Origin of the sequence: Rhizobium sp. AG855 (assembly GCF_003610655.1) — a bacterium.
GTDB lineage: Bacteria > Pseudomonadota > Alphaproteobacteria > Rhizobiales > Rhizobiaceae > Allorhizobium > Allorhizobium wuzhouense.
Genome location: NZ_RAQG01000003.1, coordinates 1,432,508 through 1,457,387, shown reverse-complemented (window position 1 = coordinate 1,457,387; position 24,880 = coordinate 1,432,508). Strand labels below are relative to the sequence as shown.

At 60.1% G+C, this 24,880-nt stretch carries 21 protein-coding genes; 1 reads left to right on the top strand and 20 read right to left on the bottom strand.

What is annotated here, in order from left to right; genetic code table 11:
* Nucleotides 1-18: 18 nt before the first annotated feature.
* Nucleotides 19-855 (bottom strand): ABC transporter substrate-binding protein, encoded by an 837-nt coding sequence (locus DFO46_RS07065; protein WP_120276814.1) that lies wholly within the window; start codon nucleotides 853-855, stop codon nucleotides 19-21.
* 225 nt (nucleotides 856-1,080) lie between these two features.
* Between DFO46_RS07065 and DFO46_RS07060 the strand changes: the two genes are divergently transcribed.
* Nucleotides 1,081-2,175: a LacI family DNA-binding transcriptional regulator gene (locus DFO46_RS07060; protein ID WP_120276813.1), complete on the top strand. Its 1,095-nt coding sequence runs from the start codon at nucleotides 1,081-1,083 to the stop codon at nucleotides 2,173-2,175.
* Here DFO46_RS07060 and DFO46_RS07055 read toward each other — a convergent pair.
* The 19 genes from DFO46_RS07055 to DFO46_RS06965 form a co-directional block, all read right to left on the bottom strand.
* Nucleotides 2,159-2,506, bottom strand: coding sequence for a cupin domain-containing protein (locus DFO46_RS07055; protein ID WP_120276812.1), 348 nt, complete (start codon nucleotides 2,504-2,506; stop codon nucleotides 2,159-2,161). The two genes, DFO46_RS07060 and DFO46_RS07055, sit on opposite strands and share 17 nt — an antisense overlap.
* A 57-nt stretch (nucleotides 2,507-2,563) precedes the next feature.
* Nucleotides 2,564-3,889, bottom strand: coding sequence for an FAD-binding oxidoreductase (locus DFO46_RS07050; RefSeq protein WP_120276811.1), 1,326 nt, complete (start codon nucleotides 3,887-3,889; stop codon nucleotides 2,564-2,566).
* Nucleotides 3,890-3,902: 13 nt separating this feature from the next.
* Nucleotides 3,903-4,793 carry an ABC transporter permease gene (locus DFO46_RS07045; protein WP_120276810.1) on the bottom strand — a complete coding sequence of 297 codons (891 nt, stop codon included), beginning with the start codon at nucleotides 4,791-4,793 and terminating at the stop codon, nucleotides 3,903-3,905.
* Nucleotides 4,794-4,834: 41 nt separating this feature from the next.
* A complete protein-coding gene (locus DFO46_RS07040) occupies nucleotides 4,835-5,785 on the bottom strand; it encodes an ABC transporter permease (RefSeq protein WP_120276809.1) in 951 nt (316 codons plus the stop codon).
* A 172-nt stretch (nucleotides 5,786-5,957) separates the two neighbouring features.
* Nucleotides 5,958-7,622 (bottom strand): peptide ABC transporter substrate-binding protein, encoded by a 1,665-nt coding sequence (locus DFO46_RS07035; RefSeq protein WP_120276808.1) that lies wholly within the window; start codon nucleotides 7,620-7,622, stop codon nucleotides 5,958-5,960.
* Between the two features lie 136 nt (nucleotides 7,623-7,758).
* On the bottom strand, nucleotides 7,759-9,090 hold the full coding sequence (locus DFO46_RS07030) for an FAD-binding oxidoreductase (RefSeq protein WP_120276807.1): 1,332 nt from the start codon (nucleotides 9,088-9,090) through the stop codon (nucleotides 7,759-7,761).
* A gap of 1 nt (nucleotide 9,091) precedes the next feature.
* Complete coding sequence (locus DFO46_RS07025; protein WP_183041926.1) at nucleotides 9,092-9,802, bottom strand: SDR family NAD(P)-dependent oxidoreductase; 711 nt, start codon at nucleotides 9,800-9,802, stop codon at nucleotides 9,092-9,094.
* Entirely contained in the window at nucleotides 9,802-10,287 is a 486-nt protein-coding gene (locus DFO46_RS07020) for a MarR family winged helix-turn-helix transcriptional regulator (protein WP_120276805.1), read from the bottom strand. Before DFO46_RS07020 ends, DFO46_RS07025 begins: the two co-directional genes overlap by 1 nt.
* Before the next feature lie 298 nt (nucleotides 10,288-10,585).
* Nucleotides 10,586-12,226, bottom strand: coding sequence for an ABC transporter ATP-binding protein (locus tag DFO46_RS07015; RefSeq protein ID WP_120276804.1), 1,641 nt, complete (start codon nucleotides 12,224-12,226; stop codon nucleotides 10,586-10,588).
* A 502-nt stretch (nucleotides 12,227-12,728) separates the two neighbouring features.
* Nucleotides 12,729-12,974, bottom strand: coding sequence for a MoaD/ThiS family protein (locus DFO46_RS07010; protein WP_120276803.1), 246 nt, complete (start codon nucleotides 12,972-12,974; stop codon nucleotides 12,729-12,731).
* Nucleotides 12,975-12,983: 9 nt separating this feature from the next.
* Nucleotides 12,984-15,236, bottom strand: a complete 2,253-nt coding sequence (locus DFO46_RS07005) for a xanthine dehydrogenase family protein molybdopterin-binding subunit (RefSeq protein WP_120278171.1) — start codon at nucleotides 15,234-15,236, stop codon at nucleotides 12,984-12,986.
* Nucleotides 15,237-15,238: 2 nt separating this feature from the next.
* Nucleotides 15,239-15,715: a (2Fe-2S)-binding protein gene (locus tag DFO46_RS07000; protein WP_110790514.1), complete on the bottom strand. Its 477-nt coding sequence runs from the start codon at nucleotides 15,713-15,715 to the stop codon at nucleotides 15,239-15,241.
* A complete protein-coding gene (locus DFO46_RS06995; protein ID WP_120276802.1) occupies nucleotides 15,715-16,575 on the bottom strand; it encodes a xanthine dehydrogenase family protein subunit M in 861 nt (286 codons plus the stop codon). Before DFO46_RS06995 ends, DFO46_RS07000 begins: the two co-directional genes overlap by 1 nt.
* 103 nt (nucleotides 16,576-16,678) lie before the next feature.
* Nucleotides 16,679-18,346 carry an amidohydrolase gene (locus tag DFO46_RS06990; RefSeq protein ID WP_120278170.1) on the bottom strand — a complete coding sequence of 556 codons (1,668 nt, stop codon included), beginning with the start codon at nucleotides 18,344-18,346 and terminating at the stop codon, nucleotides 16,679-16,681.
* A gap of 160 nt (nucleotides 18,347-18,506) precedes the next feature.
* A complete protein-coding gene (locus DFO46_RS06985) occupies nucleotides 18,507-20,849 on the bottom strand; it encodes an aminotransferase class III-fold pyridoxal phosphate-dependent enzyme (protein ID WP_183041855.1) in 2,343 nt (780 codons plus the stop codon).
* Nucleotides 20,850-21,071: 222 nt separating this feature from the next.
* Entirely contained in the window at nucleotides 21,072-22,103 is a 1,032-nt protein-coding gene (locus DFO46_RS06980) for an extracellular solute-binding protein (protein WP_120276800.1), read from the bottom strand.
* Between the two features lie 21 nt (nucleotides 22,104-22,124).
* Nucleotides 22,125-22,931 carry an ABC transporter permease gene (locus tag DFO46_RS06975; RefSeq protein WP_245422520.1) on the bottom strand — a complete coding sequence of 269 codons (807 nt, stop codon included), beginning with the start codon at nucleotides 22,929-22,931 and terminating at the stop codon, nucleotides 22,125-22,127.
* 35 nt (nucleotides 22,932-22,966) lie between these two features.
* Nucleotides 22,967-23,854 (bottom strand): ABC transporter permease, encoded by an 888-nt coding sequence (locus DFO46_RS06970; RefSeq protein ID WP_110790519.1) that lies wholly within the window; start codon nucleotides 23,852-23,854, stop codon nucleotides 22,967-22,969.
* Entirely contained in the window at nucleotides 23,851-24,879 is a 1,029-nt protein-coding gene (locus DFO46_RS06965; protein ID WP_120276798.1) for an ABC transporter ATP-binding protein, read from the bottom strand. The genes DFO46_RS06970 and DFO46_RS06965 overlap by 4 nt, the downstream gene beginning before the upstream one ends.
* Nucleotide 24,880: the final 1 nt, after the last annotated feature.

The following is a 24,880-nucleotide window of genomic DNA, read 5'->3' as shown; positions in this document are numbered from 1 at the left end:
CGGACCGGCAAGATGGCCTCAAGGCTTGGGAAGATACGTGTCCGGCATAGGCGTGCCGGGGAACCACTTTTCGTGCAGCGTTTTCCAAGTGCCGTCCTGCATCGCGTCATGCAGGGCCTTGTTCAGCGCTTCGCGCAGTGCGTCATTGCCCTTGCGGATAACGAAGCCGGCCGGCGCATCGAAGCTCGGAATATTGATCGCCACTTTGAGATCGGGATAACGGGCGGAATAGTCTTTTGCTGCCTCGTAGTCGAGGAAGTGGGCATCAATTGTGCCATTGTTCAGCCCGGAGACGGCGGAGTTATTGTCCGGGAATTTCACCAGATCGGCACCGGTGAAATTCTTCTCGGCATAGATCTCCTGCAGCGTGCCCTGCACGACGCCGAGCCGCTTTCCGTTCAGTCCGGCCGCATCGGTAATGCCCCCATCCGGAGTGAGCACGGTCAGGAATCCCGCGAGATAGCCGTCCGAGAAATCAACGGTTTCCTTGCGCTTGTCCGTCGTGCCGATGGCAGCCGCCGCAATGTCGAAGCGACCATTGGCTACCGAGGGCATCAGAGCGGAGAATTCCTGGCCGGTAAAGACGACCTGATCCTTCTTGAAGCCGAGACGTTCGGCCACATTGAGAAAGAGCTCAATGTCAAAGCCAGTAAAGTTGCCGTCGGCAGTGGTGAAGGCATAGGGCTTTGCATCCCCCATCGTGCCGACGCTGATGATGGCGGGATCGATGAGGCCAAGCGGATTGTCCTGCGCATTGGCCTCAAGCGGAGCGCTACCCAACATGCCGAGCGCAAGCAGGAAGGCCACGGCTGGCAGGCGTGAGAAGCGGGCGGTGAAGGCTTGTGTCATTCGCATTGTTTCGTCTCCTCTGGTGGTTTTCTTGATCTGCATTCACGGCATGCGGGAACCATCCGACGGACGGCAAAAGCCACCTGTTCGGCCTGGACAACGCGCATTTCGGGAGCGTGTCTCAACGCAATGAGACCGGTCTCTTTGCGCATTGAGACCGGTCTCTTTGATGTTTGTCAAGCGCTATTTTGGCATTTGCCAACCATCGGCATCTCTTGTAAGGCTAAGCCCATGGACCCCACCCTGCCCCGGAACAACTCCGTCACAGTGGCCGATGTCGCTCGCATGGCGGGCGTCTCGAAGGCCACGGCCGCACGCGTTCTTGGCGGATATGGCACCGTCAGCGACCGGGTGCGTGATGCAGTGACCCTTGCCGCGCGCGCATTGAACTACCGGCCGAACGAACTCGCCCGCAGCATGACCACCGGCCGCTCCGGCACCATCGGTGTCGTCGTCGGCGACATTGAGAACCCGTTCTTCAGCCTGGCGGTTCGCGGCATCACCGACATTGCCCGGCAGGCGGGCTTCACCGTGATCCTCACCAATTCCGGCGAGAATCCGGAGACCGAGAAAGCCGCAGTCCGGACGCTGCTGGCCAAGCGTGTCGACGGGCTGATTGTCTCCCCGGCCAAGGAAAGCGACGTCGATCACCTGAAGGACGTGATCCGAACCGGCCGGCCCATGGTGCTGCTCGATCGCGGTAGCAGAACCCTGGGCGTCGATACGGTCGTTGCCGATGACGGCCATGCCGCAGAAAACATCACGCGCCGGCTGATTGCAGGCGGCCACCGGCGCATTGCCTATCTCACCGCCTGTGACACCCCGGACCATTGTTTCCGCGCGCCGTCCGACATCAGCACCGGCTCAGTGCGCCGACGCATCGAGGGCTTCTTGCACGTCTGTCGCGAGGCAGGACTGTCGGAGATGGATCAGTGGGTGCGCCTCGGCGCCCTGACGCAAGACGACACGAAGAACATCGTCACCTCCATGCTCACCGCACCGCAGGCTCCAACCGCCATCATTGCATCCGACAGCGTCATCGGCCTGGACGTCTTCAAGATCTGCCGCAACCTCGGCATCGAAATTCCACGGGATGTGTCATTGGTCTCGTTTCACGATGCAGACTGGACATCTGTAACAAGCCCAGCCGTCACCGTCGTGCGCCAGCCGGTTTACCAACTCGGCGAGACGTCTGCGAAGCTGCTGGTTGAGCGACTGAACGGAGAAAACGGCCCTCCCCGCCGCATTGTCCTGCAGACCGAACTGCTCGAGCGCGCCTCTGTGTCGGATGTCGAGACCAACGATCTCTCTATGGCTTCGGAATGACCGTCGCCAGTTTGCGGAAGGGCGAGAGGATTTCAAGACGGCTTGGAACGCCTCTGGCGATGCTGACAATGGAGCCGGGTCCGATCTTCACTGGCGCTGAATCCGCCTGCGAATAGACCGCCTCGCCTTCAACGACGACAAATGTCTCTTCGAGATCGCGGCCGGGATAGTTGTAGATTCCGGGCTCTGCCTTCCACACGGCGACGATCGTGCCGTTTTCGACGGTGTCCTGCCAGATCGAGCGGCGCCAGGAGCCCCCATCCCGCCCCTCGGCCGGCATGGCGGGGGTAAGATCGATGTCATCGGCAATGTTGTAGATGGGCATGCTCATTGTTGTCTCCTTGGAATCTATCGTGAGGCAATCGGCGTACCGTACTCGGGCAGCAGATCAGGCGTGTGGCGGCAGAGGGGCGCCGGAAAGCCGGGTAACGAGATTGTCGCGCAGTCTGTAGTAGCGAAGCGTCAATGCCGGTCCGAAGGACATGTAGAAGGGCGCAGCCTTGAGCGGCTCCAGTTTCAGAGCCAGTTCGTTCTCCGGCCGGCCCAACGCCCATTCCGACAGGATAGAGCCCAGCATGGAGCCAGTTGGCACACCGCGGCCCGAAAGGCCGGTCAACGCGACGACACCCGGCGCCAGATCATAGAAACGCGGGACCGTGCGATACTGCATGTCGAGTTCGCCGAACCAGAAATAGTCCCAGCGGATTTCTTCGCGGATCTGGGGATGCAGCCATTTGAGACGCTCGCTCATCACCTGTCGTGTATAGGCCATGTCCCGCCCACGCCTCCCCATCGGGAACATGGAGGCGACGATGCGGCCCTCGGCATTGTATTTGTAGACATAGATGTCGCCGCGGCCATCGTGGATGGTGGTATTGTTCGGCAGAACCTGGGCGCGCGTTTCCGGCGACAGAACCTGGGTGGCTGCGACGAAGACGCGCTGAATCTTGAAGCTACGGTCGAGTTTCGGCCAGCCTCCGACGGTATAGGCACCGGTGGTGAAGACCACCTTGTCCGCGATCACATGGCCTCGGGCCGTCGCGACCTTCCAGCCGCCTCCCACATCCCTCTCACACGATATCGCAGCTGAGCCTGTATAAATCGCACCGCCTTCCTGCAGCACGGCCCGGGCCAAGCCACGCGCATAGCCGAGCGGATTGAGGTGCCCCGCCTCCTCATGCAGCCAGCCGCCGTGAAAACGCGGGCTACCGGTGATTGCCGCCACTTCGTCCCGGTCCACGAACCGGGTCCGCGCGCCGACGGCATTGTAGGTCTCCACCTTCTCACGGATCGCCTCGACAGCGCGGCGGTGCGGGGCGCCCATCACGTAGCCGTTCTGCACCCATTCGCAATCAATCTGATAGTCGCGGATCATCGCACCGACGCGGTCATTAGCCCGCGTCTGGCGCTCAATCAGCCGTTCCGCCCAGGGCTCGCCCAGCATGCGCCTGAGCTCCGGCAGGCTGTAATGGGTGAACGTCGGCGTGCAATGGCCGGCATTGCGGCCGGAACCGCCAAAGCCCGCTTCCTCACGTTCCAGCACGAGGACGCGTACGCCGGCTTTGGCCAACTCCAGCGCTGTCGTGAGCCCGGCATAGCCGGCACCGACAATGCAGACATCGGCTCTGACGCTGCCATCGAGCTGCCCGGTCTTCGGAGCCGGGGCGGCGGTTGCGTACCACAGTGTAACGTCGAAGGGCGAAAAGACCGTCATGCCACCCTCCCCCTCAGTTCAGGTCGCTGCGGGCATCGAGCGCATCGCGCAAGCCATCGCCGATGAAGTTAAAGCTGGTGACGGCAAGGGTAATTGCCACACCCGGCACGATGGCAAGCCAGGGCGCCTTGTCGAGATATTGCTGGGCGCCGTTCAGCATGTTGCCCCAGCTCGGCAGTGGCGGCTGGATGCCATAGCCGAGGAAGCTGATATAGGCCTCCAGCAGGATCGCACGCGCCACCGTGAGTGTCGCCGCCACGATGATCGGACCCATCGCATTCGGCAGGATCTCCCGGAACATGATCCAGGCGTTGGGAAGCCCCAGCATGCGCGCAGCCAGAACGAAATCACGCTCGCGTAACGAGCGCACCTCTGCCTCTACCAGCCGCGCAATCTCCATCCAGCTGGTGACCGCGATGATCACCGTGATCATGAAGGGGCTCGGCTTGACAAAGGCGGCGAGCGCCAGAAGCAGGAAGATGCTCGGAAAGGACAGGAAAGCATCGACGAAACGCATCAGGACAGCGCCGAGGCGACCGCCATAATAGCCGGCGACCACGCCGATCACGGTCCCGATTAGCGTCGAGAGAACCATTGCGAAGAAACCGACGAGCAGAGAAATACGGCCCGCATTGAAAAGCCGTGCGGCGATGTCGCGACCCAGCGGATCGGTGCCGAAAATGTGGTAGCCTGTAAGCGGCGGTGCGAAGCGCGCCCGCAGATCAATGAAGAGCTCGTCATAGGGCAGTATATGCGGCCCCAGGACACAGGCGACGATCATGATGGAGATCATGACGAGACCGAGGACCGCCAGCTTGTGGCGAGCGAAACGCCGAAGCGTGCGGTTCTGCCACCAGTGGGAGCTGGCCGAAGCGGCCGAAGATGGAAGCGTTGCAGCGGACATGGTCTCTCCTTCGGAAAAGGCAGCGTTCACGACAAACGGCGTTACCCGAGCCGGATGCGTGGATCGACGAGCGCAACCAGCATGTCGGCGATGAGGCTACCGGCGAGCACAAGGATGGCGGAGAACATCAACAGGCCCATCACAACCGGGTAGTCGTGATAGCCCAGGCTATCGAGGAAAAGCCGGCCCATGCCTGGCCAGGTGAAGACGGTCTCGGTCACGAGCGCGCCGCCGAGGATGGTCGGAAGTTGCAGACCGGCCAGCGTGATCATCGGCAGCAGCGCGTTGCCGACCACATGCTTCATCAGAACCCGGCGCGGCGTTAGTCCCTTGGCGCGGGCCGTTCGGACGAAATCCTGGTTGATGACGTCAAGCGTGGCCGTGCGCATGTAGCGGCTCCACACGGCAATGTTGACGAGAGCCAGCACGAGGCTCGGCATCACCAAGTGGACAGCATAGTCAGAGAAGGACTGGTCGCCGATCGTGTACATGTTGCCGGCCGGCAGCCATTTCAGCTTCAGTGCGAAGACATAGATGGCGACAAGGCCAAACCAGAAGGTCGGGATCGACAGTGCCACCATGGCCCCGATGGTTGCGGTGTAATCAAACAGGGAATAACGCTTCGTGGCGCCCCTGATGCCAATCCAGGTCCCGATCAGAACCGAGACGAGAGTGGACGAGACCATCAGCAGAAGCGTAGCGAAGAGATGCCCGGAAATGATATCGAGCACGGGGCGCTGGTCACGATAGGACGTGCCCCAGTCTCCCCGCAGCAGACGCCAAGCCCAGTCGAGATACTGGATCGGCAGCGGTCGGTCGAGCCCCATCTGCTGGGCGATGCGGTCCAGCGCCTCGCGCGTCATACCGGGGGTCAGCGCAAATTGCGATAGCGGTCCGCCGGGCGCGAGATTGAGAATGGCAAAGCCGATGATCGAGACGAGCACGAGCAACACGAGGCTTTGCCAGAGGCGGTTCAGAAGATAGGCGAACATGAGCGGTGCTCCGGGTCGGTCCGAGGCGCATTCCGTTTGAAACACACCTTTGAGACAGCCATGGGAATCGTCGGCGACGGCCGGCTGGAGAGCGGCTCTGGCGGAGCCGCCCCCTTTCCGTTCGTCACGACTCGACGTGAAGGGCCTGAGGCAGACCCAACCGTTGTCACGATCAGCTGAGGCTCCAGCTTCCGACATTCCAGGTGTCGATGCGGGTGTTGATGTTGAACACCACGTTCTCGACACCCTGCTTGTGGCCGCGCACCGTCGCATACTGGAAGAGCGGCAGGAATGGCAGCTCCTCGCGCATGATCTCCTGGATCTTGAGATAGGCCGCCTTGCGCTCTTCCGGCACGAAGAGGCTGCCGCCCTTGGCCAGCAGTTCATCCACCTCCGTATTGGCAAACTGCCAGGTATTCTGGCCGGATCCACCCTTGGCCGGACTGGAATTGGATCGGAAGAAGTCCGATGTATCCGGGTCGGGACCGGTGAGGAAATCAAGACCGACGATCACGGTGTCGAACTTCGACAGCATCCAGTAGTCGCCCCACATGACAGCCGGCGGCAGGTTGGAAATTGTCATCTCCACGCCGAGGTCCTTGAACGACTGCTGCATGTATTGCTGCACCTGTTCGCGGATGTGGTTGCCAGCCGTGGTTGAGCAAGTAAAGGCGAGCTTCACTCCGTCCTTGGCGCGAATGCCGTCGTCGCCGGCCACCCAGCCAGCTTCGTCCAGAAGTGCCTTGGCCTTCTCCATCGAGTACTCGTGTTTCGGAAGGTCGGGATTGTAGTAGTAGGACTGTTGCGGCACATAGCTTTCAGTCGGCGACGGCAAGCCGTAATAGAGCGCGTCGATGATCGACTGCTTATCAATGGCGTGGTAGAGCGCCTCGCGAACCTTTGGGTCCTTGAACTGCGGCCGCTCCATGTTGAAGGTGAAGGACTCAACGGTTGAGCCCGGCACGACCGTAACCACCTTGCCCTCGAGCGCCTTGGCCTCGTCATAGTGATCCGGTGTGATCCACTGCAGGCCAACGACGTTGATGTCGCCGGTCTTGAACTGCGTGTACATGACGTTGAGATCAGGCACGTATTTGTAGATGAGCTTTTCGATATGCGGGCCATCGGCGAAATAATCCGTATTGGCTTCCAGCAGGATGTAGTCGCCGGCGACGCGTTCCTTCCACTTGAACGGGCCGGTTCCGACCGGCGCATTGTTGTAAGGCGCAGTGTTTTTGTCTGCTTCGGCACCCAAAGCGTGCTTCGGTGTGATGAAAGTAGAGGCAAGGATCGACGGATAGGGCGCGAACGGCTTCTCCATCTTCCAGGTAATTTCCGTCGGAGAGACGACTGTCAGCTCGCGAACGTATTCATGGCCGGTCTTGCGCCATGAGCGGAAATTTGGATCTACCAGCAGCTCAAGCGTGAATTTGACGTCCTCGGCGGTGAACGGCGTACCGTCATGCCACTTTACGTCGTCGCGCAACTTCACCTTCCAGGAAAGGCCATCGGCGGAAATCCCGCCGTTCTCGACCGTCGGGACCTCGGCCGCCAGCGCTGCAACAAAAGCCCCCTTCTCATCCACATAGAAGAGCGGGTCGAAGATGCTGAAATGGATGCCTTCGTCGACCTCAATATGTGGCATATGCGGATTGAAAACAGTAGGCTCCTGGGAGAAGCCGACGGTCAATTGGCCTTTCGGGTTCTTGGCCTCCTGTGCCAGTGCGCGCGACAAACCCGGTAGGCCTGAAAGCAGGACACCGGAGGTGCCGAGTGCCAGCAGGCTGAGCGCCTGACGGCGGGTCGTGTTCATGAAAGGCTTCTTCTGGTCGGACATTTTTGTTCCCCTTTATCCGATGGATTGACAGTGATCTCACGTCATTCAATCCGCCTCTGCGGGCGGTATGCCTCCCGACAGCAGTTGCCTGCCGTATGCATTGGGAGCGGGCGGACAGACCGCCTGCCTCCTCTCTTCAGAAACCGCTGATCAACTCAATCTTCGAGCCATCGGAAAAGCGGCTGAAACGGAAATCGTGGCGATCAACGATTGGAGTACGACCCGTGACAATATCGGCCATCAGACGGCCGGCGGCCGGGCCAATGCCGAAGCCATGGCCTGAAAATCCGGTTGCAACATGGAAACCTGGAATCGCATCAATGGCATCGATCACGGGAACAGCATCCGGAGTGACGTCGATCATGCCGCCCCAGCGTTGGGCGATCTCTGCCTTTTTGAACACCGGAAAAGCCTCAGAGAGACGCTTCAGCGCCGCGTCCGACATGGCCTTGGATGGAATGGGATCGAGCACCCGATTGTATTCGAATGGCGACGCTTCATCGAGCGCCCAGCGACGGGGGATGCGGGCCTCATCGAAAAAACGGCCCGAAAGTCTGAAACGCAGTGATCGCCATTCATGCGAGAAAGCCGGTAAGAACTTCATGCCATGGCGGAACGAGGCCGGGACGATATCGACGACATTGCGGGTCCCGTCGGCAATCGTGTAGCCGCCATCCTGGCGTTTGCGCAGCGCAAATCCGCTCGCCCAGATCGCCTCCTCCGGCCCCCCTTCAAGCGGCTTGGTGCGCAGCACCGAATTCAGCACCTTCAACTGCGGCAGGTCGAGGCCATTGTTGCCCATGAACAGGCTGGACCATGCGCCACCAGCAAGGACGACGGACGAGCACGCGATTTCGCCGCGCTCGGTAACAACCCCGGACACCCGACCGCCGGCCATTTGCAGACCCCGTACTGCGCATTCGGTCAGAATATGCGCCCCGCGATCACGCGCGGCTTCCGCAATCGCAGGAGCAGCCTTCTGCGGCTCGGCGCGGCAATCCCCGGCAGTGTAGAGAGCGCCAGCGATCTTCATCCGACTTCCGGGATACTTCGCGTTGAATTCGGCCGCGCTCAGCATGCGGCTCTCGATCTGATAGCCTTCGAGATTTCGGTTCCAGCGCTCGTGCTCATCGAACTGTTTGTCGTCGGCACAGGTGAAGACAATACCGGAGCGCTTGAAACCCGTCTCGCGGCCGGTGCGGCGGTTAAGATCGGCCCAAATGCGCAGTGCTTCGGCCATCAGCGGCACTTCGCGGGGATCACGCCGGGAGATGCGCACCCAACCCCAGTTTCGGCTGGACTGTTCGTGGCCGATGCCACCCTTTTCGCACAGCGCGACCCGAAGGCCGCTGTCGGCGAGTTCAAGCGCCGTCGAGGTTCCGATGATCCCGCCGCCGATGACGACGACATCCACCTGTTTCGGCAGTTCGGCATCGCCATGGACGGGAACGACAAAAGGACCGGGCATTTCAGAAGAACTCCTCAAGTTGGCAATTCACGGCAAATTCGGCAACGGAGGCCTCGTTCGGCAAGGAAAGCAGCATGGCGATGATGCGTGCGAGATCGTCCGGCTGGGTGAGCAGATCGGCGGGGCGTTCCGTCAAGGCTGCAGCCATGTCGGTTGCGACGAAACCTGGGCAGACGGCGGTCGCCCGCACGCCCATGTCGAAGCCGGCCTGGCGGATGCCGTGGGCGAGTGCAATGGCCGCGAATTTCGAAAGCGAATAGCTGCCGGCACCAGCGGATTTTACCCGCTTTCCGGACAGCGACGCGAGGATGATGACGCGGCCGCGCCCCGTCTCGCAGAGCGACTGCCAAGCGGCCTTGGCCAAACGGCGCGGCGCCTTGACATTCACCGACATCATGGCGTCGATATCCTCGTCGTCGGCCTCGATCACCGTCTTCGGGATCATGATGCCGGCATTGGCAACGAGAGCATCGATGCGGCCGAAGCGTTTCAGTGCCGCGTCGACCCATCGCCGTTCCGCGTTGGAGTCGTCGGCGTCATAGGCCATCAGATGCACGCGGTTCTCATGGCCTTCGGCCCAGGGGGGCATCACCGGCCGACGCATGCCGAGCGACACAGACCACCCTTGCCGCAGCAGTTCGGCTGCCACATGGTCGCCGATACCGCGGTTCGCGCCGGAAACGAGCACGACGGCATTTTGGGGAGAGATCATCATGGCAGCCCCACAATCCGCCGATAGGCGCGTCGCAGGATGTCAATCACCAGCTTCTGCTCGTCTTCTGGAATGAACGAGAAGAAGTCCCGCGATTGTTTTGGCACAATCTCGCGCACCTTGACTGCAAGAGACGCCCCGGCTTCGGTGATATAGAGCTCCTGGGCACGGCTATCGTCCGGTGACATTTCGCGACGGATCAGCCCGTGCTGCTCCATCTGATCGATCAACCGTCCCATGGCCGAACGGTCCTTGAGGATCAGATGCGCAATGACAGAGGGCCGGATGCCCGGGTAATCGTCGACAAGAAGCAGTGTGGTGATCTTTCCAGTGCCTTTTGCGACATCCAGCCCCTCCAATCGTTCATCGAGATCCCGGGAGACCGCGAGGTTGATGGTGCGGATATAAAAGCTCAGCGTGTCTTCCAGCACATCGATATTGATGTCCTCTGGGACTGTCGGCGGTTTGGCAGTTGGCTTGCTCATCAAGGGTTCCGTTCGAATGGACAAAAGGGTTCCGGTCAGGCAGCACCATTTCCTGGCGTTGCCGTGCGGGTCTTCGACCATCTCGTATTGCAGTTTGGTGCAGATATGAAAGGGCAATTAGTGGACAATATCAACTAAATTATTCGCGACGATGAAACTATTTTCGTTCTTTTTCAAACACTTAAAGGGACAACGACATTGCCGCCGGCTTCACAAAAAACCAGCGTAAAGGGTGCCCCGGAAGGCAGCAGAGCGGTCGACCGGACGGCGCAACTCGCCTCCCGGTCGCCCCTCGTGATCAGCCAGTCGCGACCGCCGGTTCCCAGTCAGCGCCGGGGATCGCGGCAACGAGTTTGCGGGTATAATCGTGCTGCGGATCGCGGAAGATCTTCGTCGGCGGTCCCTCTTCCACCACGACGCCCTTATGCATGACCAGCACCTCGTCGCAGATCTGGCTCGCGACCCTGAGATCATGGGTAATAAAGATCATGGCCACCTTCATTTCACTCTGCACGCGGGCCAGCAGCTCAAGGATCTGAGCCTGGATCGAGACATCGAGGGCTGACACAGCCTCGTCTGCCACCAGCACCACGGGATCGAACATCAGCGCCCGGGCAATGCCGATGCGCTGGCGCTGACCGCCGGAAAATTCGTGCGGAAAACGGTCATAGGCCTGTTCGTCGAGACCGACCAGTTCCAGGAGCCTCAGCGCCTTCGTACGGGCTTCCGCCACGGAGATACCGTGCGCAACCGGCCCAACCGTCAGGATCCTGCCGATCGTATGCCGCGGATTGAGCGACGCAAAGGGATCCTGGAAAATCATTTGGATATAGGGACGGAGCGATTTGAAGCTCTCTTCCGTCATGGCGGCTATGTCGCGCCCGTCGAAGCGGATCGAGCCGCTGTCCGGCTCCAAAAGCTTCAACAGCACACGACCGAGCGAGGACTTGCCCGATCCGCTTTCGCCGACGACACCAAGGGTTTGCCCCTTGCGCAGCCGGAAGCTTACGCGATTGACTGCCTTAACGACACGCGCCTTGTGAAACAGCGAGCCGCTGCTGCGATATTCCTTTTCGAGATTTTCCACTTCCAGAACGACGGGCGGGGCCTCGCTGATCACCCCGGCAGTCGTGCGCATGCGCGGCACGGCGGCGACGAGCCGTCTTGTATAGGGATGCGCAGGACTGACCAACACCTGATCGGCCCGGCCCTGCTCCACTAGATGGCCCTTTTCCATCACCACGACGCGATCGGCGATTTCGGCCACAACGCCAAAGTCGTGGGTGATGAACATGACGCTCATGCCCTTGCGCTTCTGGATCGCGCGAACGAGATCGAGAATCTGCGCCTGGGTCGTCACGTCGAGCGCCGTCGTCGGTTCGTCGGCGATCAACACTTCCGGGTCAAGCGCCAGCGCCATCGCGATCATCACCCGTTGTCGTTGGCCGCCGGAAAGACGGAACGGATACTGCAGTCGCATCAACGGCGGATCGGGCAGCCCCACTTCCTCCAGCAGAGCGAGAACCTTGTCCTTGCGGGCTTCCGCCGTTCCGTATCCATGCGCCTCTAGAACCTCAGCAATCTGGTCACCGACGGTCATCAGCGGATTGAGGGCGGACAGCGGGTCCTGGAAGATGATGGACACGGCCCGGCCCCGCAAGGGACGGATCTTCTCCTCGCGAGCGGCCAGAATATCCATTCCGCGGAAATGGATCTCGCCCGCGCTGACTTTGATCGCGGGTGACAGCAGGCCCATGATGGTATTGGCGGTGACGGACTTGCCCGATCCGGACTCACCGATGATGCAGAGGATTTCCCCCGCATGAAGATCGAAGGAAATGTCCTTGACCGCGTGGGTACGCTCCATTCCCGGCGGCAGATCCACCGTGAGATTACGAACGGAGAGCACCACGTCGGCCGACGTGGTGTTTTGCGACATAAGTTCCCCTAGTTTTTTTGTAACTTTGTTCGCGTTCGGCTGCACGTAATGTGCTGGACAAGATAGTGGATCATATCCACTATCTTGTCCAGCACATGATGCCGGCTGGCTGCAAATCCCTCGGCAAGGTGGTCTGGAACGCGATCGTGAATGGTTGCGCGATCAATGTCTCGGCTCAAAGCCGCCATTCCCGTTCGCTATCGCCTTCGTTGCGACGAACCGGATATCAAAAGCAGTACCGACAAAGATGCCGAAGCGGTTCACTTCACCAAGATGACGCGCAAAGCGTTTGTGATCCCCTGGTGGCCGAATGCCCATCAGGCTATTGGCCAAATTCGGCAGATGTCACGCGTATATGGCGAGCGCCAACTGCGTGGTGCGCTGGCGGAGGTAGCGCCTACCAAAAGACATTTCCCTACCTCCGTCTTCTGGTACTTGGTACATACAGAATTGCGCAATCCATTGAATCAATTGATAACATCCGACCTATCCGTACAGTCGATCAGCCGCCGGCCAGCCTTGGCAGCAGATAGATTTCCGCTCCCGTCGGCAGTTCCTTCGACCAGGTGTCGCGATAGATCGTTCCGTCGATGGCCACCGAGATGCCTCGGTCCATGAGGGGTTCGAGCGCCGGGAACCGTTCAGCCAACCGTTTGAACAGTTCCCGGATATTTCTTGCCTCGATCTCGACCTTGCTGTTGTTGTCGGCCGCTGCCGCGAGCGAGCCCCACAACGTTACCTCGACCATCTGGCCTCCTCAGGCATCGAGCGCCGCCAGGATCCGCGGCGGCGACATTGGAATATGCTCCATTCGCACACCCACGGCGTTGGACACGGCATTGGCCACCGCTGCGAGCGGCGGGACGATGGATGTCTCCCCGACGCCGCGAACCCCATAGGGATGGTTGGGATTGGGGATCTCCAGAATTTGCGTATCGATCATGGGCAGATCCGAACAGACGGGAATACGATAGTCAAGGAAGCCGGCATTCTGCAGCCTGCCGTCCTTGCCGTAGATATATTCCTCGTTGAGCGCCCAGCCGATGCCTTGCGCCGCGCCGCCCTGATACTGTCCTTCGACATAGGTCGGATGCACGGCTTTGCCGGCATCCTGCACCACCGTGTAACGCAGGACCCTGGTGCCGCCCGTTTCGGGGTCGACCTCGACATCGCAGATGTGCGTGGCAAAGGACACGCCAGCGCCATCGGCCACGAGTTCGCTGTGACCGGCGATTGGCCCCCCCGTGTTGCCGGAAGCCGCTGCAATCTCCTTGAGGGAGAGAGGCGGAAGATTTCCGTGACTGCTCCCCGTGGCGACCGCATGCCCGCGTTCCCAGGCCACTTCCTCGACGGGAATATCCCACATTTGCGCGGCGCGCTCGCGCAGGGTCTTGATGGCGTTGCGCGCGGCGGAAATGGTGGCCATCGACGATGAGAAAGTTCCCCGGCTGCCATCGGTCATGTCATTGTAGCCGAGGCTGGACGTGTCGGCGATCACCGCCCTGACCTGACCGTAATCGATCCCGAGCTCTTCTGCCGCGACCAGCGACAGCGAGGCGCGCGAGCCGCCGACATCGACAGTGCCAACCGCCAGCGAAACCGTGCCGTCCATGCCGATGTTGAGGTCGACGCAGGTCTGGCCGCCAAAGTTGAACCAGAAGCCACAGGCCATGCCACGCCCCTGGTTCTCACCCAGGGGTGCCCTCATATGCGGGTGGTTCTTCACCGCCTCCAGCGTCGGGCCGATGCCGATCGGGCCGTAGACCGGGCCGTAAGACGACCTGGTCCCTTCCTTTGCCGCGTTCTGGATCCGGAAGTCGACCGCATCCATGCCGAGTTTCTTGGCAAGTTCGTCGATGGCGCTTTCCACCGCGAAGGCTGCCATCGGCGCAGACGGTGCGCGGTAGGCGGCGGTCTTTGGCCGGTTGACCAGCACTTCGTAGCCGACCGTCCGGACATTTTCGAGTTTGTAGCAGGCAAATGCCGTCATCGCACCGGTCTCGGCCCAGGCGCCGGTATAGGGACCGCAAGAATAGCGGAGCGTCGCATCGGCAGCCACGATCGTTCCGTCCTTCATGGCGCCGATTTTCACGTCGATCGACGTGGCACTCGTCGGACCCGATGCGCGAAACACCTCGTCGCGCGTCATGACCAGCTTGACCGGCCTGCCGGCCTTGCGCGACAGCGCCAGCGCGACCGGTTCGGCCCAGACATGGGTCTTGCCGCCAAAGCCGCCGCCGATTTCGGACGACGTCACACGCAGTTTGGAGGCCGCGATGCCCAACAACTGGGCGCAATGCTGGCGATAGACGAAGTGCCCCTGCGTACAAACCCAGAGTTCCGCCGTGCCATCGGCGTTGAAATTGGCGACGCAGGCATGCGGCTCGATATAGCCCTGATGCGTCTGTTCGGTCTTGAAGGTCCGCTCGACCACAAAGTCGGCCTTTGCCATGCCGGCATCGACATCGCCGTGGCCGAACTGGCTTCGCATCGAGACATTCGACGCGCGCTCTGGCCTGGGCTCAACACCCGCGGTTATGATCGTGTCATTGATCAGAGGGGCGCCATCCGCAAACGCTTCGTCAACGTCGGTGACATGCGGCAGGATTTCGTATTCGATCTCGATCAGCTTGAGCGCCTGTTTGGCGACGCGCGCATCGACTGCGGCGACCGCAGCGACGGCATGCCCGTCATAGAGCGCCTTCCTGCGGGCCATGCAGTTGTCGAGAATGTCATACATCGCCGCGTCACCATCGGTGAAGTCGGGCAGATCTGCTGCAGTCAGCACGGCCTTGACGCCGGCAAGCTGCTCGGCCTTCGATGTGTCGATCTTGCGAATGATCGCATGGGCATGGGGGCTGCGCAGGATGCGCCCGACCAGTTGACCCGGCATATTGAAATCTGCGCCATAGCGGGCGCGGCCCGTCACCTTGTCGACCCCATCCGGTCGGATGGGGCGGGTGCCAACGGAGGAGAAGCTGCGCTTGGCGTGGCTGGGATCAAAATCCATGGTCATGCTCCTCTCATCACGCTGGCCGCGTCCTGGACGGCGCGCACGATCTTGTCATAGCCGGTGCAACGGCAGAGATTTCCAGCAAGGCCGAACCGGATTTCCTCTTCCGTCGGATCCGGGTTCTTAGCGAGAAGATCCTTCGCCGCAATCAGAAAGCCCGGTGTGCAGATCCCGCATTGAAGCGCGGCATGCTCGAGGAATTTCTGCTGCAGCGGATGGAGTTTGTCACCTTGGGCCATGCCCTCGACGGTCTCGATTTTCCGGCCTTCTGCCTCAGCGCCAAGCACCAGACAGGAACAGACCAGACGGTCATCGAGAATGACGCTGCAAGCGCCGCAATCGCCGGTGCCGCATCCTTCCTTCACCCCCATGAGGCCCAGGCGATCACGCAACACGTCAAGCAGCGTTTCGTCGGGATGACAGAGGAATTCGGCGTTGTCGCCATTGATTGTCGTGGAAACTGCTATGCCTGCCATCACTTCTGTCCCGCACGTTGATAGGCGGTGAGCGCGACCCGCTTGGCCAGCACACCCGCAACTTTTTTCCGGAATTCGATCGTGCCACGCTTGTCGTCGATCGGGCGACAGGCGGCAGAGCACGTCTCGGCGAGGCGCTCCAACGTCTCCTCATCGACACGCGAACCGACAAGAATCTCGGCTGCCGCTTCGACGAGAAGCACGGTCGGCGCCGCAGCCCCAAGGGCGACGCGCGCAAACTGGACCACACCCTGATCGTCGAGTGTCAGGTTGACGGCAGCACTGACAACAGCGATGTCCATCTCCGTGCGCGGCGTGAACCGCTGGTAGGCATCGCCTGAATTTGGCTGGCGCTTGCCAAGCAAAATGGCTTCGATGATCTCGCCCTTGGCGAGCGACGTCCTGCCGGGGGCCACGGGCACCTGTTCGACCGGGATCGTGCGGGAGCCGGCCGGTCCCTTGATCAGGGCCTTGGCACCGGCCGCCACCAGCGCCGGCACGCTGTCGGCCGCAGGTGATGCATTGCAGAGGTTGCCGACGATCGTGCAACGTCCCTGCACCTGCTTGGAGCCGATCAGGTTCGCCCCTTCGACAACGCCGGGCCACGCGCGCCGAAGACCGACAGTCTCGCCGAGGACTGCGCAGGAGACTGCGGCACCGATGACGAAACCATCGTCGCCTTCCGTGATGCGGCTCAATCCATCGATGCTCTTGATGTCGATGATAAGGTCGGGCTCGGTAAAGCCGCCTTTCATTCTCACCAGCAGATCGCTTCCGCCGGCCAGAATGGCGGCCTTGCCCGGGGCCTCATTCAACAGCCCTATGGCATCTTCTAATGAACTCGGACGAATGTAGCGCAAACGATTCCCCTCTTGATCAACTTAGGGCAGAACCTGATGTCCGACCCGATAAAGCCAGCGATTTGATGGCCGCCCTTTCGAGCGCCCCGTGACGACATAGGCACTACTGCGTGGCCTCGAAGGTTATCCTTCCACCGCATATCGTAACAAGGGGCCGAATGGCGGGAATGTCATTTTTCGCCACAGCCTCAACATCGGCAGACAGCACGACGATATCGGCAAGCATGCCAGCCTTGAGCTTGCCTTTGAGATCTTCAGCGTGTTCCGCATAGGCACCTTCAACGGTATAGCCCCGAAGTGCCTCATGAAGCGAGAAACGCTGGTCAGGCAAATGCGGGAGATAGGGCGTGCGATCCATGGAGGCGTGCACTCCCCGCATCACATTCAGATCGGCAACAGGCCAGTCGGACGAAAAGACAACATGCGCCCCTGTCTCCTTGATGGTGCGGAAGGCGTAGAAATACTCCCACCGATCCTCACCAACCACCGTGAGCGTTGGTTCCAACGGAATGCCCATGACGCCGGGCGGATGCGGCGGCTGGACCGAGGCGATCGCGCCGAGTTCTGCAATACGGGGCAGGTCGTCAGGATGGATGACCTCGATATGTTCTACCCGATGACGCCGGTCTCTGGGTCCGTTGGCACGGGCAACGGCTTCATAGCCGTTCAGGACAGAGTGAACCGCCCCGCTGCCGACGGCGTGCACGGCAATTTGCAGCCCCAGCCTGTCAGCCTCGATCGCGACCTCGTTGAACTGTTTCTGCGAGAAAAGAGGTTCGCCCTTGAATCCGGGCTGATCGGCATATCCCTCCACCATATAGGCCGTGTGCCCATCCAGAATGCCGTCATAGAACATTTTCACAAGACCGCTGGACAGCCATTCGGAGTTGTAACGCTCCGTCATGAATGACGCCTTTTTGAGGTCATCCAGTTTCATGAAGTTCTTGTAGTGGAACGGCACTTTCACACGGCACAGCAGATCGCCATCACGCTGAATTTCCTCGAGGATCTCGAAGGTGTAAAGGTTGCCATCCATGTTGTGGATCGATGTGATCCCGTGCTGGGCACACCATTTCAATGCCTCCTTCACCGTCCGGACATCGGCGGCGAACTCGGCCGCGCTCGGCTTCGGATCGGGTTCGCCACCGGTGGTCAAGCCGAGCATCGCTCTGTCAAGACCGCCAAAGACGAGAAGCGGCCCATAGGCTTCCGCTTCATTGAGTTCCCCATTGGCGAGGCCGTCATCGCCCATGACGACGGAATTGCCAGGGCTCAGCTTGAGACCGTGCAGCAACCCTGCCTTTTCAAGCGCGAACGTGTTGCCCCACATGGTGTGATTGTCGAACGAGATGAAGGCAAGTGGCCGATCCGGAAGGATCCGATCCAAATGATGCCTGTCGAGACGGATCCCATCCCCCAACATCATGTAGCTGGCCATCTTGCAGGTCAGGAGCTTCGTCTCTGGATTTTTCGCAGCATAATCTCTGACTGCTGCCGCGACGTTTTCGAATCCGAGCACACCCGACAGGTCAAGATGCGCCAGCTGGGAGCCTCCGCCAAAGAGATGCATATGGGCCTCAACGAACCCGGGCAGGACAGTTCCGCCGCGCGCCGAGATCACTCTGGTCGACGGTGTCTGCCACGCGCCGATGTCGGCATTCGAACCGACAGCGACAATCTTGCCGTTTGCCACGGCCACAGCCTCGGCTCTCGGAGCTTCGTCATCCATCGTCAGGACGTTTCCGTCGAGAATGATCAAGTCCGCTTTCATGTTATGCAATCCAATCTCGTTGGTCATTGAGTATTCTGCTGCGCCTTTCGGCCATTGAAATGATCAACACGTCAAAGGCAGCCCTTATGGTGAGGCTCAGCGTGTTGATCTCGGCAAAGCCTGCCCAGCGGTCTTGCCGGACCAGACCCTTTTCCTGTTGCTAGATTTGGAGCAGTGCCTGTTCCAGCGCTGCCACGGCGATGTCGACATGGGCGGGCTGGAGCACGGCAGGCGGCCTGATCTTCAGAATGTTGCCAAGCACACCTTCTGAACCGATCAGAACGCCTTGCTCGCGCATCAAGTCCACCACGCGCTTGGTTTCTGCCTTGGCCGGCTCCAGAGTGTGCCGATCGCGAACAAGTTCGACGCCAAGCGCCAAACCGACCCCGCGCACATCGCCAATCAGATCGAACTTGTCTTTCAATTCAAGCAAGCGCGCCTTCATATAGGCACCGGTGGTCTTGCAGTTCTCGACCAGATTCGCGTCCCGGATGACATCCAAGACCGCGATGCCCGCGGCACATGAAACGTTGTTTCCCCCGAAGGTGGAGAAGAAGGGCGCCGTTTTCGTGAAGTGATCGAGGATCTCCGGCCGGGTGATAAGGACTCCGATGGGATGCCCGTTGCCCGCAGGTTTTCCGATCGTCACGAAATCCGGCACGACACCGTGGTGCTGATGGCCCCACATGGCCGTACCCATACGTCCAAAGCCGGACTGAACCTCATCAGCGATAAACAGTCCGCCTGCGGCTCTGATCTTGCTGACAACCGCAGAGAGATAGCCCTGAGGCACATCCAGCATGCCATTGGTCATGAAGGCCGAATCGACCATGCCGGCGGCGACACCATAGGAGGATTGCGCAAGGTCACTGATCGGCGCATCCGCCAGATCGGCATAGCGCTGAGCGATGTTGTTGTCTCCCCGCTTGAACGGCCCCCGATAGTCGTCCGGTGGTGTGATGACCCGCATATGCGGGAACTTCCAGTTTTCCATGTCATTGGACGGGGAAAAGGGATCAATGGCGTCGGTGACGCCGTGATAGGCAAAATCCATCGCCAGGCCGCCGGAGCGTCCCGTCCACGCCTTCGCCATGCGCCACGCTATGTCATTCGCTTCGCTGCCGGAATTGACGTAGATGACGGCACTCAGGCTTTTATCCAACGTGGCCGTCAACCGTTCGGCATAGGCGATCGACTGCTCAGACAGATACCGCGTATTGGTGTTCAGTTGGCGCATCTGGCGCTCGATTGCCCCGATCACATAGGGGTGGCAATGGCCAACATGCGGCACGTTGTTGTAGCAGTCGAGGTAGGACTTTCCGTCTTTGGCCGTCAGCCAAACGCCCTGCCCCTTCACCAGATGCAGCGGCGTGTCGTAGAACATGTAGAGCTTCTTGCCCATCACACTCTTGCGACGCTCCAGCATGCCCTCGACGCTGTCCGAAACCAAGGTCGAAAGCGGCGGAAGGGCAGCACCGCGCCGCAGGACATTCACAAACACCGTGCGCTGAGCTTCAAGTTCATCCAGCAAGGGAAATGCGCGCCGGCAGTAATCCTCGAAGATCGACTCCGGGGCCCCACCTTGTGAACGAAGAGCCAGGATCAATGGATTCATCAAGATCCTGGTTTCCACCAGAGGCAGCAAGACCTCCAGCTCCTGCTCTTCCAGGGGCGTAATCGAATGATAGCCCTTGGTAATTTCCAACATGATGCGCTGATTGTCGGCGCCGGGTATCAGATAGTCCGCAAGGGTGTTGGACAGATCCTGAATGAGTGCACCGGCAATCATGTCGCCGAAATCAATCACGCCAACGATCCCTTCCCCATCCGTCAAGGTATTGAAGGGGTGCGCGTCACCATGGATAATCTGGGAGCGCAGTGTTTCGAGGACCGGCAACCGGTCTTTGCAGAATGCCGAGATGAGCCGTGCCGAACGGGCCTGTTGCTCCTCGGGCAGCACGCCCACATGGGGCAACAGATCTGCCAGGTGGCGATGATCCCAAGCCAGATGGCGCGTCGCCGGGCCAGCATGAATGAAACCGCGCAAGGCCCGGCCCAACCGCGCCACCAGCTGGCCCACCTCATACAGCCGCTCGCTCGAAAGCGGTGCTGCTCCCAAAACGCTGCCTGGCAGATAAGACAGCACGATCACGCAATGATCCAAGCCGGCATGATGGAGCTTTGCCAATAACAAGCCATCATTGGTGTGCCTGACGCGCGGAACCGGAAGGCCGGGGTCTGTGCGCGCGATATGTTCCAGTGCCAGGACCTGGCCCTCGAACACCCCATCGGCTTCTCGCGGACTGCAGAGCTTGAAGAGCCAGACGCCACCCTGGTCATCGCTGACGCGGAAGTTCTGGTCACGCTCGCCAGACAGCTCACTCCAGGTCCCGCTTAAGCCATAGTGGGACTTGGCAAAAGACATGAGGACGTCAAGCGGCACAGCGGGGGGCTGAAGATTGTCAAGCAGCGAGGATGACGCGTTAGACAGATGGGGGTGCATTCGAATGCCTCCGTTCATGGTTTGCGCACAGCACGCCGCTCCGGTTCCCCTTGATCTGGGGAAACAGTTGGCCTCGGGGCACTGCGTATCGAGAGTTCGTCGGGGGCAGGCTCTCAGGCTTTCGATGCCATTGCGTCGATTGCGTCCCCGCAAAATAGTGCTCAAGCAGGCAGTCGCGACCGGCCTCGGGAGTGGCGAGCCGGTCGCGGCAGCACTTTCGCGTCAGTTCTTCAGCTTGGTCCAGATCTTGTCGTAGTACTTGATCGCCTGCTCACCGCAGGGCTCGGAGAACACAAGCCGGGTTCCTTCCGGAATGGTCAGTTCAGGGGCACCTTGCAGTTCGGGAATGTAGTATTGTTCGGCTCCTTTGATGGTGCTGGCATACCGGACAAAGTTCGCCTGCAAGGCCGAGTTCTCCGGTTTCATCAGGAACTGGATGAACTTCATTGCATTTTCCGGATGCGGGGCGGTCTTCGGGATCGACAGGGTCTCAGCCCAGGCGACCATCCCCTCTTTCGGGTAAACGAATTTGACCGTCGGACGCGCCAGGCGCCCGCGCATCGCGTCCCCGTTCCAGTCCTGGCTTGCGGCCGTCTCGCCCGAAGACATCCGCTCGACGACGGCGTCTGAGTTGTAGAGTTTGACAGCTGGCCTCTGCTTCTCAAGCAAGGCCTGCAGCTCCTTCAGGTCAGCCGGATTGGTGTTGCACTGATCCTTGCCAAGATAGGTCAGCGCCAGCGACATCACCTCGGTGGGCGATGAAAACATCCCGATTTTACCGACGAGCTCTGCTGGGGGCTCGAACAAAATCGACAGGCTGTCAGTCGGTCCTTTATAAACGGCTGTGTCGACCGCAAACGAGGTGGTGCCCCAATACCAGCTGAGCGAGTACTTGGCCTCCGGGTCCCAGACCGGTTTCTTCCACTTGTCATCAATGTTGTCGAAGCCTGGCATGCCCGCGACGTCGATTTCCCGAAGCAAGCCTTCCTTGATGTAGATCGGAAGGAAATCGCTGGTGGCGTCAAGGACGTCGTAGCCGCCAGTGCCGGACTTCAGTTTTGCAAGTGCCGTTTCGTTGTTGTCGAAGACATCGACAATCACCTTGATCCCGGTTTCCTTCTCGAATTTCTCCAGCAGTTCGGGCGAGGTCGCATTGGACCAGTTGAAGAAATACAGCTCCTCCTGCGCAAAGGCTGCCGTTGTGGACAGCAGAAACAGTGCTGCTGCCGAATTGACTACAAATCCCATTTTCATCGCGTTCTCCTTTTATGTTGGTTATTTTTTGTATTTTGAAAGCAGATAGGCACCGCCGACCAGCGTCATGGACGCCAGCAGGAGAAGCGTCGACACCGCATTGACCTCCGGCTTCACGCCAAGCCTGATCATCCCGTAGATGTACATTGGCAAAGTCGTCATGCCGGGATCCGCAACCATCTGACTGATAATGAAGTCATCCAGCGAGGTGACGAATGCGAGCATGACGCCGGAAAGAACGGCCGGCATAAGAAGCGGCAGGGTGACGGTCCAAAAGACCTTCCACTCACTGGCGTAAAGATCGCGCGCTGCCGTTTCTGCGGCCTCACCCATCTCCCGCAATCGGGCCCGAATGGGCAGCATCGCGAACGGAATGCAGAAAACCGTATGGGCGACGATCAGGTTGCCGATGCCCAGTTTCAGCCCAATGGACGTGAAGAAGATCAGCGTCGCCACCGCGGTCACAATTTCCGGGACCACGAGCGGCATCGCAATGAGGGAAATCGACAGGTTCCGCCCCGCCAAGCGCGCACCGCGCTCAAGAGCCATCGCCGCGCAGATTGCACAAATCGTGCTGATGATTGTCGCCGCCGTCGCGACGATCAGGCTGTTCCAGGTTGCCAGCTGAATGGCGTCATTTCGAAAGATCTCGCGAAACCAGCGCAAACTGACATGGCTCCAGACCGTCACCTGGTCCCCGCCATTGAAGGAATAGATCGAAAGGACGATCAACGGCAGATAAAGGAACGCGAAAACAGAACCGGTTGCCACGCCAAGGCCCGGCGTTCGACGCCAATCAAACGGAGCTTTGGTCGAGGTCTTGGCCAAAAGCGCCTTTGCCTGGAGGACATTATCGCCCGCAGTCATGTTCTTTCCTCCCCCATGCGGCTTTCGCGCTTTGTCTGTACCCAAATTGCGGCAAGCACGATTGCCGTCAAAATGATCGCCACCGCCGCTCCGAACGGCCAGTTTCGGGCCGAGGAAAACTGGTTCTGGATGAGATTTCCGATCAACATCACCTTGCCGCCACCCAGCAGGTCCGGCGTGACAAATGCGCCGAGCGCGGGGGCGAAGACCAAGATGGCGCCGGCGGCTGCGCCAGGTTTCGCGGCCGGCCAGACCACGTTTAGAAGTGTCTGGATCCTGCCGGCATAGAGATCGTGAGACGCCTCGATGAGGCGGGTGTCCATGCGCTCGAGCGTCGAATAAATCGGCAAGACCATGAAGGGCAGGAATGAATAGACCAGCCCCAGCAAGACAGCGCCATTATTGTACAAAAGGGCGACAGGCGCGGACACGACACCGCTTCCGACAAGCAATTGGTTGACAAGCCCGTGGTCGCGCAGAATCAGGACCCAGCAATACGTCCGGATCAGAAGATTGGTCCAGAAGGGAAGCGTGATTGCAAAAAGCATCAAGCTTCGGACTTCAGGTCTTTGGCAAACGATGTGCCATGCGACCGGTAGCGCAAACAGCAACGTGAGCAATGTGGCGGCGATGGCAAGCAGTGTCGAACGGACGAAAATCTGCAGATAACTTGCCGTGAATGCCCACGACTCATCGAAATCCTGTTCGAACAACAATTGCACATAGGCGGAGAATGTCAGGGGAAGATGGGCGCCCCCATAGGTATCCGCCGTCATGAAGGAAACCGCGAGCGCCAGCAACAATGGCAGCGCCATGAAAACGACAATCGCAAGAACCGCAGGGGCGAGAAGCAGCGCGGCAGATCGAGGGCGAATGAGGCTCATTTGGACATCCACCACTCAGATGCCTCGGCCCAATCGACAAAAACCTCCGCACCGACATCCAGCTTTGGTGTGGTTTCCCGACGTCCGCGCATGCGTAGATCGGCTTGCCCCTCGCCGACCTTCACCTCGTACAGGATATCGCTGCCGAGGAAAGTAATCGCAGACACGACACCACGCATCCGACCCGGACCGGGCGAGAAGGTCAGGCTTTCCTGCCGCAGCGCGAGAACCATGCCCGGGCGACCAAACAGCTCGCCGGCAACGAGGTTTGCTTCCCCGATGAAGTCGGCGACGAACGGGTTCGTTGGCTTGGTATAGACGTCTTCAGGGGGGCCGATTTGCAGAACCCGACCACCATCCACGACTGCGACACGATCCGCCATCGCCAGCGCTTCTTCCTGGTCATGCGTCACGAGGACAAACGTGATCCCCGTCTCGCGCTGCAGCCGCTTCAGCTCAGCCTGCATTCCCTTGCGAAGCTTCAAATCCAGAGCAGACAGCGGCTCGTCGAGCAGAAGCAGCCGCGGCGAAGGCGCAAGAGCCCGTGCGAGTGCAACGCGCTGCTGCTGGCCACCAGACAACTGCGCCGGTCGCCGGCCTTCAAATTGACTGAGCCGCACGAGTTCCAACACCTCGCTGACCCTGGCATTCAGCTTGTCGGTCGGCCACTTCAGCATACGCAGCCCATAGGCAACGTTCTGGCGGACCGTCATGTGCGGAAAGAGCGCATAGGACTGGAATACCGTGTTGATCGGTCTCCGATGCGGCGCCACATTCGATAGATCAACCCCGTCAAGCGCAATGATACCTGTTGTGGGATATTCAAAGCCCCCAAGCAAACGCAGCAGGGTGGTCTTGCCGCAACCGGACGGACCGAGGAGGATAAAGAATTCTCCCGAGACGATGCTGAAGTTCACATCCTGAAGGACCGTGTGAGACGCCTCCTTCGTACCAAAGGTCTTCGAGACGTCGACGAGCCGAACAAGCTCTGCCCCTTTGCCCGGAGCCTGCCCCTCACGACGCATT